We start from the raw sequence: 13798 nt of genomic DNA, 5'->3' as shown, positions 1-13798 counted from the left end.
GATGCCGCACGCGCGGCGCGCGGGCACTTCACTGCTGCGGGAAAAGCGGGTCAACGGCTGGTTGTTTAACTCGCGAGTAACCACCGAGCGGGATCAGGGTAAAGCGCCGTCGTCCGCTGCGTAAGGGGCTGTGGACGCGTGCTTCATACCCGCTTCATAACGACTGTGGGCCCTTCGTGAAAAGGCGGAGGCGCCCGTCCGTCATCCGAACGGGCGCCTCCGTGCAGCGGATCACCGAGGTGGGCGACCCGGGAGAGCGGCTGGGGCGTCGGGACCTACTTCTTGCCCTTGCCCCCGGACTCGTCGCTGGACAGCACCGCGATGAAGGCCTCCTGCGGGACCTCCACGGAGCCGACCATCTTCATCCGCTTCTTGCCTTCCTTCTGCTTCTCCAGCAGCTTCCGCTTGCGGGAGATGTCACCGCCGTAGCACTTGGCGAGGACGTCCTTGCGGATGGCGCGGATCGTCTCGCGGGCGATGACCCGGGAGCCGATGGCGGCCTGGATGGGCACCTCGAACGCCTGCCGCGGGATGAGCTCGCGCAGCTTGGCGACGAGCCGCACGCCGTACGCGTACGCCGCGTCCTTGTGGGTGATCGCCGAGAAGGCGTCCACCTTGTCGCCGTGGAGCAGGATGTCCACCTTGACCAGGGAGCTGCTCTGCTCGCCGGTGGGCTCGTAGTCGAGCGAGGCGTAGCCGCGGGTCTTGGACTTCAGCTGGTCGAAGAAGTCGAAGACGATCTCCGCGAGGGGGAGCGTGTAGCGGATCTCGACGCGGTCCTCGGAGAGGTAGTCCATGCCGAGGAGGGTGCCGCGGCGGGTCTGGCACAGCTCCATGATGGAGCCGATGAACTCGGACGGCGCGAGGATCGTGGCGCGCACGACCGGCTCGTACACCTCGCTGATCTTGCCCTCGGGGAACTCGCTCGGGTTGGTGACGGTGTGCTCGCTGCCGTCCTCCATGACGACCCGGTAGACCACGTTCGGCGCCGTGGCGATCAGGTCGAGGCCGAACTCGCGCTCCAGGCGCTCGCGGATCACGTCGAGGTGGAGCAGGCCGAGGAAGCCCACGCGGAAGCCGAAGCCGAGGGCCGCGGAGGTCTCCGGCTCGTACACCAGGGCGGCGTCGTTGAGCTGGAGCTTGTCGAGGGCGTCGCGCAGCTCCGGGTAGTCCGAGCCGTCCAGCGGGTAGAGGCCGGAGAACACCATCGGCTTGGGGTCCTTGTAGCCGCCGAGGGCCTCCTGGGCGCCCTTGGCCTGGCTGGTGATCGTGTCACCCACCTTGGACTGGCGGACGTCCTTCACGCCGGTGATCAGGTAGCCCACCTCGCCCACGCCGAGGCCGTCGGCGGCGAGCATCTCCGGCGAGTTGGTGCCGATCTCCAGCAGCTCGTGGGTGGCGCCGGTCGACATCATGCGGATGCGCTCGCGCTTGTTGAGCTGGCCGTCGACGACACGGACGTAGGTGACGACACCGCGGTACGAGTCGTAGACCGAGTCGAAGATCATCGCGCGGGCGGGGGCGTCGGCGACACCGACCGGGGCCGGGACGTCCCTGACGACGCGGTCGAGGAGCGCCTCGACGCCCAGGCCCGTCTTCGCCGAGACCCGCATCACGTCGTCGGGCTCGCAGCCGACCAGGTTCGCCAGCTCCTCGGCGAACTTCTCCGGCTGGGCGGCCGGGAGGTCGATCTTGTTGAGGACCGGGACGATGGCGAGGTCGTTCTCCATCGCCAGGTACAGGTTGGCGAGGGTCTGCGCCTCGATGCCCTGGGCCGCGTCGACGAGGAGGATGGTGCCCTCGCAGGCGGCGAGGGAGCGCGACACCTCGTACGTGAAGTCCACGTGGCCCGGGGTGTCGATCATGTTGAGGATGTGGGTCCTGCCCTGCAGCTCCCCCTCGGTGGGCGCCCAGGGCAGACGAACCGCCTGGGACTTGATGGTGATGCCGCGCTCGCGCTCGATGTCCATGCGGTCGAGATACTGAGCGCGCATCTGCCGCTGCTCGACCACACCGGTCAGCTGGAGCATCCGGTCGGCAAGGGTCGACTTGCCGTGGTCGATGTGCGCGATGATGCAGAAGTTGCGGATCAGTGCCGGGTCGGTACGGCTCGGCTCGGGCACGTGGGTAGGGGTCGCGGGCACGCAGGGTCCTGATTCTCGAGACGCCCGGGCGTACGCCGGTGTCTCTGCTCGGGTCGACGTCGGATCGATACGTAGGTTCCATCGTCCCACGGACGGGGACGTGCGCTCGGTTTGGGCCGCTCGAAGCGCTGCTGGTAGCCTGGGCAGCTGTGTCTCGTGGCCCTCTCAGCAGCGTGGCACACATCGAGGAATCCTTACGAACCTGAAAAGGCTCTTTCGTGGCGAACATCAAGTCCCAGATCAAGCGGAACAAGACGAACGAGAAGGCGCGCCTGCGCAACAAGGCCGTCAAGTCGTCGCTCAAGACCGCGATCCGCAAGGCCCGTGAGGCCGCCGCCTCCGGCGACGTCGAGAAGGCCACCGCGGCCACTCGCGAGGCGTCCCGCAAGCTGGACAAGGCCGTCTCCAAGGGTGTCATCCACAAGAACGCCGCCGCCAACAAGAAGTCGGCGCTGACGTCGAAGCTTGCCGCCCTGCAGGGCTGAGCTCCTGTAGTCCCGGGGACGTCGTCCCCGGAACCGGCCGGACCCCCACGGGCTTGTGCCCCGGGGTGACGGACCGGACGACTTGATCGCCGGAAGGGACCCAGCGGGCCCTCTCAACCACGCTCCCGACCGGCACCCCCGAGCCCGTACGCGGCCTGCGTTCGCCACGCGGGTACGGGCTCAACCGGAACATCCCGAAGGCCTCGGCCCCCGTTCTTTCCCAGACGGCGGCCGGGGCCTTCGGCGTGCCGGGGGCAGGTCCGGCCGGGGGTGGCGTGCGCCGTGGCGCTCGGACGGAGGTTCGGCCCGGCGGACGGGGGGCCTGCGGCCGTGCCGGGGTCCGTGGCTGGGTTCTGCTGTGGCCGGGGTCCGTGGCCGGGGTCCGTGGTCGGCGCTTGGGCGGCCGGTCCCCGGGGCCGGGGTCGAGCCGGATGGGCGGGGTTCGCGGCCGATGCCCGGGGCCGGGGTCCGTGGCCGGTGCTTGAGAGCGAGGCTCGCGGCCGACGCTGGTGGTCGGCGCTCGCGGACGAGGCGTGCGGCCGGTCCCCGGGGCCGGAGTCGGAGCCGGGCGGGTGGGAGCCGGCGGCCCGTCCCGGGTAGGGTGCCGGGACCGCGGTGCGGACGGCGCCACGGGCGGCGTCCACGCGAGGACACCGCCACGGGGCCCGGAGCGGGCTCGTCGGACGCCGGGTCAGCGGCGGGAGCGGGCGGCCCGGGCGATGGCGACCACCGCCTTCTCCAGGGCGTACTCGGGGTCGTCACCGCCGCCCTTGACGCCCGCGTCGGCCTCGGCGACGGCCCGCAGGGCCACGGCCACGCCGTCGGGCGTCCAGCCGCGCATCTGCTGCCGTACGCGGTCGATCTTCCACGGCGGCATGCCCAGCTCGCGGGCGAGGTCGGCGGGCCGCCCGCCCCGCGCGGAGGAGAGCTTGCCGATGGCCCGCACGCCCTGCGCCAGGGCGCTGGTGATCAGTACGGGCGCCACCCCGGTCGAGAGGGACCAGCGCAGCGCCTCCAGGGCCTCGGCCGTCCGCCCCTCCACGGCGCGGTCGGCGACGTTGAAGCTGGACGCCTCGGCCCGGCCCGTGTAGTAGCGGCCGACGACGGACTCGTCGATCGTGCCCTCGACGTCCGCCGTGAGCTGGGAGACCGCGCTGGCGAGCTCCCGCAGGTCACTGCCGATCGCGTCGACGAGCGCCTGGCACGCCTCCGGCGTGGCCGACCGCCCCAGCGTCCGGAACTCCTGCCGCACGAAGGTCAGGCGCTCCGCCGGCTTGGTGGTCTTGGGGCACGCCACCTCACGCGCGCCCGCCTTGCGGGCCGCGTCCAGCAGGCCCTTGCCCTTGGCGCCGCCCGGGTGGAGGAGGACGAGGCTGATCTCCTCCACGGGCGCGGCGATGTACGCCTTGACGTCCTTGACCGTGTCCGCTGACAGGTCCTGCGCGTTGCGCACGATCAGGACCTTGCGCTCGGCGAACAGCGACGGGCTCGTCAGCTCGGCCAGACCGCCGGGCTGGAGCTGGTCGGCGGTCAGGTCGCGCACGTCCGTGTCGGCGTCGGCGGCCCGTGCGGCCGCCACCACCTGCTGGACGGCGCGGTCCAGCAGCAGGTCCTCCTGGCCCACGGCGAGGGTGACGGAGGCGAGCGGGTCGTCGGTCGATTTCTTGGCAGCCATCACGCCCAGCATCCCACGGCCCACCGACACCCCGTCCCGCCCACCGCACCCTCCGCCGCCGTCCACCCGCGCCGTCCGCCACCGCCCGTACCGGTCGGACCGTCACCACCCGTACCGGTCGGGCCGTCGGCCCGGCCGCGCGCCGCCCGGAACACGTCCCCGCCCCTCCGGACGAACGCGCCGGTCCGGCCGCGTCCCGCGCCGCCGGTCCGCCTACGGCTCCTCGCGCCAGCCGTCCCACTCGGCGGCGAAGTCGTCCATCTCCACCGCGGACAGCCGGCCGTCCGGGTCCTCGATCACCAGGAGCCACTGGGCGTCCTCGGCGTCGTCCTCCCCGGCGAGGGCGTCCCGTACCAGCTGGGGCTCCTCGTCCAGCTCGTAGCGGTCGGCGAGCGCCTCCGCGGCCTCCTCGGCCGTGTCCCGGTCGGGCAGGACCAGTACGTGCCTGACGTCGTCGGTGCGGTTCTCTTCGTTCACTGCGTTCACGGCACCATTGTTCAACCCCCTCCTCCACGGTGGACCTCCAGGTACGGCCCAGTGCACCGGCGCCCGCCCGGCGCCTACGGCGGGTGGCGGGCGACCGCCCGCAGGTCCCGGCCGGAGCCGGTCACCGCGATGGCGCCGTCCCGGTCGGTGCGCAGCACGGCCGCGCCCGCCTCCCGGAGGGCGTCGAGCGTACGGGGCGACGGGTGCCCGTACGGGTTGTCCCGCCCGGCCGACACCAGGGCGAGCCGGGGCCGCGCCCTGCCGAGCAGTTCGGGGTCCTGGTGCGCCGAGCCGTGGTGCGCGACCTTGAGGACGTCGACCCTGGGCAGCGCGGGGTGGGCCCGCGAGAGGCCCCGCTGGGACGGTGGCTCCAGATCGCCGAGGAGCAGCAGGGTCACCCCGCGGGTGCGGACGAGCAGGGTGACGCTGGCGTCGTTGGGCCCCTCCGGGGCGAACCCGGCGACGGGCACGGGCCACAGCACCTGCCAGTCGAGCGGCCCGGTCCGGCGCCGCTCCCCGGGCGCCGCGTGGATCACGGGGACGTGCGCCGCGGCGGCCGTCCGGTGGACGAACGCGGCCTGACCGGGCGGGTCGAGGAGCCCGGTCGTCTGGATCGCCCCCACGGTCCGGCCGCGCAGCACGCCCGGCAGCCCGGCCACGTGGTCGGCGTGGAAGTGGGTGAGCAGCACGAGCGGCACGCGGCTGACGCCCAGGTCCCGCAGGCACCGGTCCACCGGCTCGGGGTCGGGTCCCGCGTCGACCACGACGGCCGTGCCGTCCCCGGCCGCCAGGGCCGTGGCGTCGCCCTGGCCCACGTCGCACATCGCGAACACCCAGCCGGGCGGCGGCCATCCGGTGACGACCCGGACGAGCGGCACGGGCCGCACCACGGCGAGCAGCAGCGCCCCGACGCAGCCGGCGGCCACCCACGGCCGGTACGGCAGCCGGCGCACCGCGAGCAGCAGCACCGCGGTCACGGCGGCCAGCAGCAGCCCGCCCCGCCAGCCGCCCGGCCAGTCCGCCTGCGCCCCGGGCAGGGAGGCCCCGGTCCGCGCGACGGACGCCACCCATCCGGCGGGCCAGGCCGCGCACTCGGCGAGCAGCCGGGCCACCGGCATGGCCAGGGGGGCGCTCCCCAGCGCGGCGAACCCGAGCACCGTGGCCGGTGCGACCGCCAGTTCGGCGAACAGGTTGCAGGGAATCGCCACCAGGCTCACCCGGGCCGCGAAGACGGCCACCACCGGCGCGCACACCGCCTGTGCGGCCGCCACGGCGGCCAGGGCCTCCGCGACGCGCGGCGGGACTCCGCGCGCCCGGAGGGCGGTGCTCCAGCGCGGGGCGATCGTGAGGAGCGCGCCGGTCGCCAGGACGGACAGCAGGAACCCGTAGCTGCGGGCCAGCCACGGCTCGTACAGCACCAGCAGCAGGACGGCCCCGGCGAGGGCGGGGAGCAGTGACCGGCGTCGCCCGGTGCCGATGGCGAGCAGGGTGATCAACCCGCACGCGGCGGCGCGCAGCACGCTCGGCTCGGGCCGGCACACCACCACGAACGCCAGTGTCAGGGCCCCGCCCAGCAGTGCCGTCCCCCGCAGCGAGACGCCCAGGCGGGGCGCGATTCCGCCCCGCTCGGCGCTCGACGCCGTACCGGCGGGCCCGATGAGCAGCAGCAGCACGATGGTCAGGTTGCTGCCGGAGACCGCCAGCAGGTGGGTCAGGTCCGTCGCCTCGAACGCCCGGTGCAGGTCCTCGGGGATCCGTGAGGTGTCGCCGACGACCAGGCCGGGCAGCAACGCGCGTGCGTCCGGCGGCAGTCCGTCGGTCGCTTCGCGCAGCCCGGCGCGCAGTCGCCCGGCCGTGCGGTGCAGGGCGCTCGGCGGTCCGGTGACCCGGGGCGGCCCCGTGTCGGCGTACAGCACGGCGGCGAAGGGGTCGCCGGAGCGGCGCGGCGGTGCGAGCCGTCCGGTCACGTGCAGGGTGGTGGACGGCAGCAGCCGCAGCCAGGCACGGCCGTCCCGTCCCCCTTTCCCGGGGCGTGCCATCACGAGGACCGGCGTGCGGACCCGTGTGGCCGTCCCGTCCGGCGCCGTCACCCGCGTCACCTCCGCGTTCAGGACGACGGAGGGGGGCATCTGCCGGTCGCCGCGCACCCGCGGGACGACGGGCCGCGCGTCGGAGCGGACCGTCACCTCGGCGGTGACCGTCGCGTGCTCCCCCGCCAGCGCGGGGACCGGTCCGCGTCGCAGGTCCGCCCCGTGCAGCCCGGCCGAGGTCGCGCCGGCGGCGGCGCACAGCAGCACGGCGGCGCACGCGGTGGCGTTCCCCCGCCGCCGGCCGGGCCCCGGCGCGTGCCCCGGCCGCCTGCCCAGGAGGAGGGCTGCCGCCACGGCGCCGCACAGGGCGACGCCGGTCGCCGTCCACCGGCCGGGGAGTCCCAGGGCGAGCGCCGCCGCGGCCCATGCCGCCAGGGCGGGCGCCACCAGCCGCAGGTCGGCCGGTCCTTCCTGCCGGGGGTCGGCGGCCCCCAGCCGGTTGCCCGACGCGCTGTGGACCGCGGCGCGGGGTGCCGGAGGAGGCCCGCCACCGGATCCGGTCACGGGGCCGCCCGTCGTGCCGAGCACCGTCGGCGGTGCCTGACCGGGCGTCACAGCCGTACGCGGGGGCGGAGGTCGGCGAAGCGGCGGGCGCCGATGCCGTGGACCTGGCGCAGTTCCTCGACCGAGCGGAAGCCGCCGTGCCGGGCGCGGTGCTCGATGATGTGGCGGGCGAGGACCGGTCCCACACCGGGCAGGGTGTCGAGTTGTTCGACGGTGGCGGTGTTGAGGCTGACCGGGCCTTCCGCCGTACCCGCTCCGGTGGCTCCCTGCGGGGCCGTCACCGGTGGGGCTCCGGGCGGGCCGGCGGCTGCCGGGACACCGACCAGGACGTGTTCGCCGTCCACCAGGACGCGCGCCCTGTTGAGCCCGGTCGTGTCCGTGCCCGGCGGGACGCCGCCGGCGGCGCGGAGCGCGTCGACGACGCGGGCGCCCATCGGGAGCCGCAGCACGCCGGGCCGCCGTACCCTGCCGCCCACGTCGACGACGACCACGGACGGGGGTGGTCCCGCCGTCGGCGGCGAGCCGGGGGGCGCGGTGGCAGGGGTGTCCTGCGGGAGGCCCGCCGGCGCGGGTGGGTCCGCCGGCGCGGTCACCGCGGTCGCCGCGCGCCCGACCACCTCGGGGGCGTGCACCGTCTCGGGGCGGCCGGTCCAGAAGAAGTGCCCGGCGAGCACCGCCCCCGCGACCAGGACGACGGCCAGGGCGCCCAGCGTGCGGCGTTCGAGCCCACACCTCACCTGCACCCACACGGGTAACCGCTCACGCAGCGCGATCCCCCACCGCTCCCTCGCCCCGGCCGGGGAGGCCGTGGACGGCGCCCCGGCCGGAGGGGCCGCGGACGGCGCGTGCGGGGACGCCGAAGCCCCAGGGGGCGTCGGTGCCCCGGCGGGCGCCGGAGTGCCGGGAGGTGTCAGTGCCCCGGGAGGCGCCAGGGACCCGGCGGGCGGGCGCGGCGGGTCGGTGCCCGCCATCAGTGCGTCCGCCCTGTCCCTGACGGCCGACGCGGGTGGCGCGGCGGCGGGGGGCTTGGGGTCTCCGGCGCGGTGCCGGCCCCGGCCCCTTCCGGCCGTGTGACCGCGCGCCCGGCCGTCGGAGCCGCGGGCCCGGCCCGGCCCGCTCGTCGCGGAGGGGCGGGTGGAGAGGGAGGCGCGGGGGGAGACCCCCGCACGCCTGATCACGGAGCGTGTTCGCGTCGTCATGTCACAGCACGGTAGACACATCCGTGCGATTCCGCTGTGGCGTGCCGATTTCCGTGGACAACCCGGCAGTTGTGGAAAACACGGCCACCCGGAAGGGTGAGGCGGGCGGGGTCACCGCTGGGAGACGACCACGCCCAGGAGCCCCGGCCCGGTGTGCGCGCCGATCACCGCGCCGACCTCGCTGACATGGAGGTCGGCCAGGCCCGGTACGCGGTCGCGCAGGTGCCCGGCGAGCGTGTCGGCCCGCTCGGCGGCGGCGAGGTGGTGCACGGCGATGTCGACGGGGGCGCGGCCCGCCCGTTCGACGGCGATCTCCTCGAGCCGGGCGATGGCCCTCGACGCGGTGCGCACCTTCTCCCTCGGTTCGATGCGCCCGCCGCTCAGTTCCAGCAGGGGTTTCACGGCCAGCGCCGAGCCGAGCAGGGCCCGGGCGGCCCCGATGCGCCCGCCGCGCCGGAGGTAGTCGAGGGTGTCGACGTAGAAGTACGCGGAGGTGCCGGAGGCACGCTTCTCCGCGGCCGCCACGACCTCGTCCAGACCGCAGTCCGCCTGCGCGGCCTCGGCGGCCGCGACGGCGCAGAAGCCCAGCGCCATGGCGATCATGCCGGTGTCGACGACCCGCACCGGCACCGGCGCCTCCCGCGCCGCGAGCAGCGCCGCCTCGTACGTGCCGGACAGTTCGGCCGACAGGTGCAGCGAGACGATCCCGGTGGCGCCTTCCGCGGCGACCTCGCGGTAGTGGGCGGCGAACATCTCCGGGCTGGGCCGGGAGGTGGTGACGGAGCGTCGCTTCTGCAGGGCCTGGGCGAGGGAGCGGGCCGAGATCTCGGTGCCCTCCTCCAGGGCCCTGTCGCCCAGGACGACGGTCAGCGGTACCGCGGTGATACCGTGCCGCCCCATCGTCTGCGGCGGCAGGTAGGCCGTGGAATCGGTGACGATCGCGACATGGCGGGACATGACCGGGAGGTTACCCGCAGGCGGCGGCGGAGGGCAGCCCGGGCCCGTCCGCCTCGGCCGGTGCGGTCAGTTGGTGGTCTCGGGACGCGCCGACTTCTGCCAGGGGTAGCCGGTGCCGAGGCGCGGGTCCCGCGCGGTGATGGCCGGCCGGGACCCGTCGGCCGGGCCGCCCCCGGCATCCCGACGGGCGTCCGCCTCCCCGTCCGCGCCCGCCTCGGCGGGCCAGGTCTGGGCGGGGGTGGGGGCGTCCACCGGCTCCGGCCACGCCACCCGGGTGCGGTCGTGCCGCGGTGCGGCGGTGTCCGCCGCACCTCGTCCCTGCCCGGGCGCCGCCTTCGGCTCACCGCGGTCCGCCGGGTCGGGGGTCTCCGGGTCCGTCCAGTGGCGCAGCGCGCCGGCCTCCACGTCGATCTGCGTGCTGAGCAGGTCCAGGTCGTCCTGGGCGAACCTCTGCGCCCGGTCCCTGGCCGCCCAGCGCAGGGAGTCGGCGGAGTCCGTGATCCGCCGCGTGCGCTCCCGCAGCCCCTCCAGCCGCTCGGCGACCTTGGCCCTGTCCGGGTCGCGCTCCAGCCGCCTGAGCTCCTCGTCCAACTCGTGCCCGTGGGCGCTGAGCCGCCGGAACAGCGCCAGCGACTCCTGGAGCGAGGCGTCCTCCGGGGCGCCGGCCTCCAGGGCCTCCTGCGTGGCCCGCATGGAGGTGCGCAGGGACAGCCGCAGCTGCGCCAGCTCCCCCGGGACGCCGCCCTGTCCGTAGCTCTTGGCGCGGAGGGTGGTGTCCTCGACCGTGCGCCGGGCCTGTGTGAGGGTGCGGTCGACGCCGCGCTTGGCGGCCTTGACCGCCTTCACGCCCGCGTACACGCCGAGCGCGACGAAGGCGACGAAAAGCAGCGCCAGGATCACGATCGCGGCTGTCATGGAGTCCCCTCGTCGTCGTGTGTTCCCTCCACGGTAAACGCCGAGGGGCGGGTCGAGGGTTCCGGAAACCCCCGAACCCGCCCCCAGGAGCCGTATCCGGGCCGACGTCACACGCCGGGACCCGGTGGCCGGTCACGCCGGGACGATGTTGACCAGCTTCGGCGCGCGGGCGATGACCTTGCGGATGTCCGCGCCGCCCAGGGCGGCCACGACCGCCGGGTCGGCCAGGGCCAGGGCCTCCAGCTCCGCGTCCGTGATGGACGGGGAGACCTCCAGCCGCGCCTTGACCTTGCCCTTGATCTGCACGACGCAGGTCACGGTCTCGTCGACGACGTAAGCCGGGTCGGCGACCGGGAAGTCCTCGTGGACGACGGAGCCGGTGTGGCCCAGCCTGCGCCACAGCTCCTCGGCGATGTGCGGGGCCAGCGGCGCGACCAGCAGGACCAGCCGCTCGGCGACCGACCGGGACACCGCGCCGCCCGCCTTGGTCAGGTGGTTGTTCAGCTCGGTGATCTTGGCGATGGCCGTGTTGAAGCGCATCGCGGCCATGTCCTGGGAGACGCCGTCGATGGCCTTGTGCAGGGCCCGCAGCGTGTCCTCGTCGGGCTCGGCGTCGACGACGGTGACCTCGCCGGTCGACTCGTCGACGATGTTGCGCCACAGCCGTTGCAGCAGCCGGTACTGGCCGACCACCGCACGCGTGTCCCAGGGGCGGGAGACGTCCAGGGGGCCCATGGCCATCTCGTACAGGCGCAGCGTGTCGGCGCCGTACTCGGCGCAGATCTCGTCCGGGGTGACCGCGTTCTTCAGGGACTTGCCCATCTTGCCCAGGACGCGGCCGACCTTCTCGCCCTGGTACCAGAACGCGCCGTCGCGCTCCTCGACCTCGGCGGCCGGGACGGCGATCCCGCGCGCGTCGCGGTACACGTACGCCTGGATCATGCCCTGGTTGAACAGCCGGTGGAACGGCTCGGCGGACGAGACGTGGCCCAGGTCGTACAGGACCTTCGACCAGAACCGGGCGTACAGCAGGTGCAGCACGGCGTGTTCGGCGCCGCCCACGTACAGGTCGACGCCGCCGTGCGGCATGCCGTCGCGCGGGCCCATCCAGTACCGCTCGATGTCCGGGTCGACCAGCCGGTCCGCGTTGTGCGGGTCCAGGTAGCGCAGCTCGTACCAGCACGAACCGGCCCAGTTGGGCATCGTGTTGGTCTCGCGGCGGTACCGCTTGGGGCCGTCGCCCAGGTCCAGGGTGACGTAGACCCAGTCCTCGTTGCGGGACAGCGGGGTCTCGGGCTGCGTGTCGGCGTCGTCCGGGTCGAAGGTGCGCGGCGCGTAGTCGTCGACCTCGGGCAGTTCCAGGGGCAGCATCGACTCGGGCAGCGCGTGGGCGACGCCGTCCTCGTCGTAGACGATCGGGAAGGGCTCGCCCCAGTACCGCTGGCGGCTGAACAGCCAGTCCCGCAGCCGGTAGTTGACGGTGCCCTCGCCGATGCCGCGGGACTCCAGCCAGCGCGTGATCTCCGCCTTGGCCTCGACGACGCCCAGGCCGTCCAGGGAGACCTCGTCGTTGGCCGACGCGATGATCTTCGCGTCGTACGAGTCGAAGGCGTCGTCCCAGGCGGCCGGGTCCGTGCCGCGGCCGTCGGTCGGCTCGACGACGCAGCGCACGGGCAGGTCGAAGGCGCGCGCGAAGGCGAAGTCGCGGCCGTCGTGCGCCGGGACGGCCATGATGGCGCCCGTGCCGTAGCCCATCAGCACGTAGTCGGCGATGAAGACCGGGACCCGCTCGCCGCTGGCCGGGTTGACGGCGTGGGCGCCGGTGAAGACGCCGGTCTTCTCCTTCGCCTCGGCCTGCCGCTCCACGTCGGACTTGGCCGCGGCCTGCTTGCGGTACGCGTCGACGGCCAGCGCCGGGGTGGCGTGCCCGCCCGTCCACAGCGCGGGCGTGCCGGCCGGCCAGGCGTCCGGGACGATCCGGTCGACCAGGTCGTGCTCGGGGGCCAGCACCATGTAGGTGGCGCCGAACAGCGTGTCCGGGCGCGTGGTGAAGACGGTGATCGCGTCGCCGTCGACGGGGAAGTCGACGCGGGCGCCCTCGGAGCGGCCGATCCAGTTGCGCTGCTGCAGCTTGATGGCCTCGGGCCAGTCCAGCGCGTCCAGGTCGTCCAGCAGGCGGTCCGCGTAGGCGGTGATGCGCATGTTCCACTGGCGCAGCTTCGCCTTGAAGACGGGGAAGTTGCCGCGCTCGGAGCGGCCGTCGGCGGTGACCTCCTCGTTGGCCAGGACGGTGCCCAGGCCGGGGCACCAGTTGACCGGCGCGTCGGAGGCGTACGCCAGGCGGTAGCCGCTCAGCACGTCGGCGCGTTCGGCGGCGGTCAGCTCGCCCCACGTGCGCGCGGTGCCCGGTACGGCGCGCTCACCGCTCTCGAACAGGGCGACCAGGTCGGCGATCGGACGGGCCTTCCCCGCCTCCTCGTCGTACCAGGAGTTGAAGATCTGCAGGAAGATCCACTGGGTCCACTTGTAGTAGTCCGGGTCGATCGTGGCGAACGACCGGCGCTTGTCGTGGCCCAGGCCCAGCCGGCGCAGCTGGGCCTTCATGTTGTCGATGTTCGCCTCGGTCGACACGCGCGGGTGCGTGCCGGTCTGCACGGCGTACTGCTCGGCGGGCAGGCCGAAGGCGTCGAAGCCCAGCGTGTGCAGGACGTTGTGGCCGGTCATGCGCTGGTACCGGGCGTACACGTCGGTGGCGATGTACCCCAGCGGGTGGCCGACGTGCAGGCCGGCGCCGGACGGGTACGGGAACATGTCCATGATGAACTTCTTGGGCCGGGCGGCCGCCTCCGGGGCGCCCGCCAGGTCGCCGCTCGGGTTCGGTGCCGCGTAGGTCCCCTCGGCGTCCCAGAAGTCCTGCCAGCGTGCCTCGATGTCGGCCGCCATGGCCGCCGTATAACGATGCGGGGCCGCCGTCTCGGCAGCCGAATTCGTCTCGGTCATGATCCTCTGAAGCTCCATCGATCGTCTCTGCCCCGCTGCCGCCGCCGCGCCCCGGTTCCGTAGGTGCGGCGAAATGAAAAAGCCCCTCGCACAGGAGGGGACGCCGCGCCGATTCCGAGCGGATTTCTCACCCGCCGGTACTGATCAGCGCGGCTCGCTAAGCAGAAGGCGTACGGCACGCATGGCGTCAGGGTACAGCAGCGCCCCCACGGACCGCATCGCGCCGTCCCGCCCCTCGGACACGGGCGGTGGCGTGACCGTCGCGCTACGCGCGTGCACCTGCCACCCGCGTACCGGCGCGTTCCCGGGTCGTTCGCCGACCGGCCGTCTCGGTGGAGCGGAC

The 13798-nt window shown here is 74.2% G+C and carries 9 protein-coding genes; 1 reads left to right on the top strand and 8 read right to left on the bottom strand.

Going from position 1 to position 13798, the window contains the following annotated elements; translation table 11 throughout:
* Nucleotides 1–275 precede the first annotated feature (275 nt).
* Nucleotides 276–2144, bottom strand: coding sequence for a translation elongation factor 4 (lepA, locus tag IE106_RS17900; protein ID WP_189535191.1), 1869 nt, complete (start codon nt 2142–2144; stop codon nt 276–278).
* A gap of 218 nt (nt 2145–2362) precedes the next feature.
* Between lepA and rpsT the strand changes: the two genes are divergently transcribed.
* Complete coding sequence (rpsT, locus tag IE106_RS17895; protein WP_189535189.1) at nt 2363–2629, top strand: 30S ribosomal protein S20; 267 nt, start codon at nt 2363–2365, stop codon at nt 2627–2629.
* Nucleotides 2630–3320: 691 nt separating this feature from the next.
* Here rpsT and holA read toward each other — a convergent pair.
* From holA to leuS, 7 genes are all read right to left on the bottom strand, one after another.
* On the bottom strand, nt 3321–4304 hold the full coding sequence (holA, locus tag IE106_RS17890) for a DNA polymerase III subunit delta (protein WP_189535187.1): 984 nt from the start codon (nt 4302–4304) through the stop codon (nt 3321–3323).
* A 213-nt stretch (nt 4305–4517) separates the two neighbouring features.
* Nucleotides 4518–4790 (bottom strand): hypothetical protein, encoded by a 273-nt coding sequence (locus IE106_RS17885; protein WP_189535185.1) that lies wholly within the window; start codon nt 4788–4790, stop codon nt 4518–4520.
* A gap of 74 nt (nt 4791–4864) precedes the next feature.
* Nucleotides 4865–7384, bottom strand: a complete 2520-nt coding sequence (locus IE106_RS17880; RefSeq protein ID WP_229840572.1) for a ComEC/Rec2 family competence protein — start codon at nt 7382–7384, stop codon at nt 4865–4867.
* Nucleotides 7385–7431: 47 nt separating this feature from the next.
* Entirely contained in the window at nt 7432–8583 is a 1152-nt protein-coding gene (locus tag IE106_RS30985; RefSeq protein WP_189535183.1) for a ComEA family DNA-binding protein, read from the bottom strand.
* A 111-nt stretch (nt 8584–8694) separates the two neighbouring features.
* Nucleotides 8695–9540 (bottom strand): DegV family protein, encoded by an 846-nt coding sequence (locus IE106_RS17870; protein WP_189535181.1) that lies wholly within the window; start codon nt 9538–9540, stop codon nt 8695–8697.
* A gap of 66 nt (nt 9541–9606) precedes the next feature.
* Nucleotides 9607–10455 carry a hypothetical protein gene (locus IE106_RS17865; protein ID WP_189535179.1) on the bottom strand — a complete coding sequence of 283 codons (849 nt, stop codon included), beginning with the start codon at nt 10453–10455 and terminating at the stop codon, nt 9607–9609.
* Between the two features lie 132 nt (nt 10456–10587).
* The gene (leuS, locus tag IE106_RS17860) at nt 10588–13455 is read right to left on the bottom strand and encodes a leucine--tRNA ligase (RefSeq protein ID WP_189535177.1); all 2868 of its coding nucleotides are present in this window, start codon (nt 13453–13455) and stop codon (nt 10588–10590) included.
* Nucleotides 13456–13798 lie beyond the last annotated feature (343 nt).

This window comes from Streptomyces roseolilacinus (assembly GCF_014649335.1).
GTDB classification, from domain to species: domain Bacteria; phylum Actinomycetota; class Actinomycetes; order Streptomycetales; family Streptomycetaceae; genus Streptomyces; species Streptomyces roseolilacinus.
Note: the sequence above shows the minus strand (reverse complement) of the source record. Positions and strands in the feature narration are given on the sequence as shown.

Bases quoted from the DNA above. Each gene is read 5' to 3' on its own strand.
- holA (WP_189535187.1), bottom strand. From the start codon at position 4,304: ATGGCTGCCAAGAAATCGACCGACGACCCGCTCGCCTCCGTCACCCTC.
- IE106_RS30985 (WP_189535183.1), bottom strand. From the start codon at position 8,583: ATGACGACGCGAACACGCTCCGTGATCAGGCGTGCGGGGGTCTCCCCC.
- IE106_RS17870 (WP_189535181.1), bottom strand. From the start codon at position 9,540: ATGTCCCGCCATGTCGCGATCGTCACCGATTCCACGGCCTACCTGCCG.
- IE106_RS17865 (WP_189535179.1), bottom strand. From the start codon at position 10,455: ATGACAGCCGCGATCGTGATCCTGGCGCTGCTTTTCGTCGCCTTCGTC.
- leuS (WP_189535177.1), bottom strand. From the start codon at position 13,455: ATGACCGAGACGAATTCGGCTGCCGAGACGGCGGCCCCGCATCGTTAT.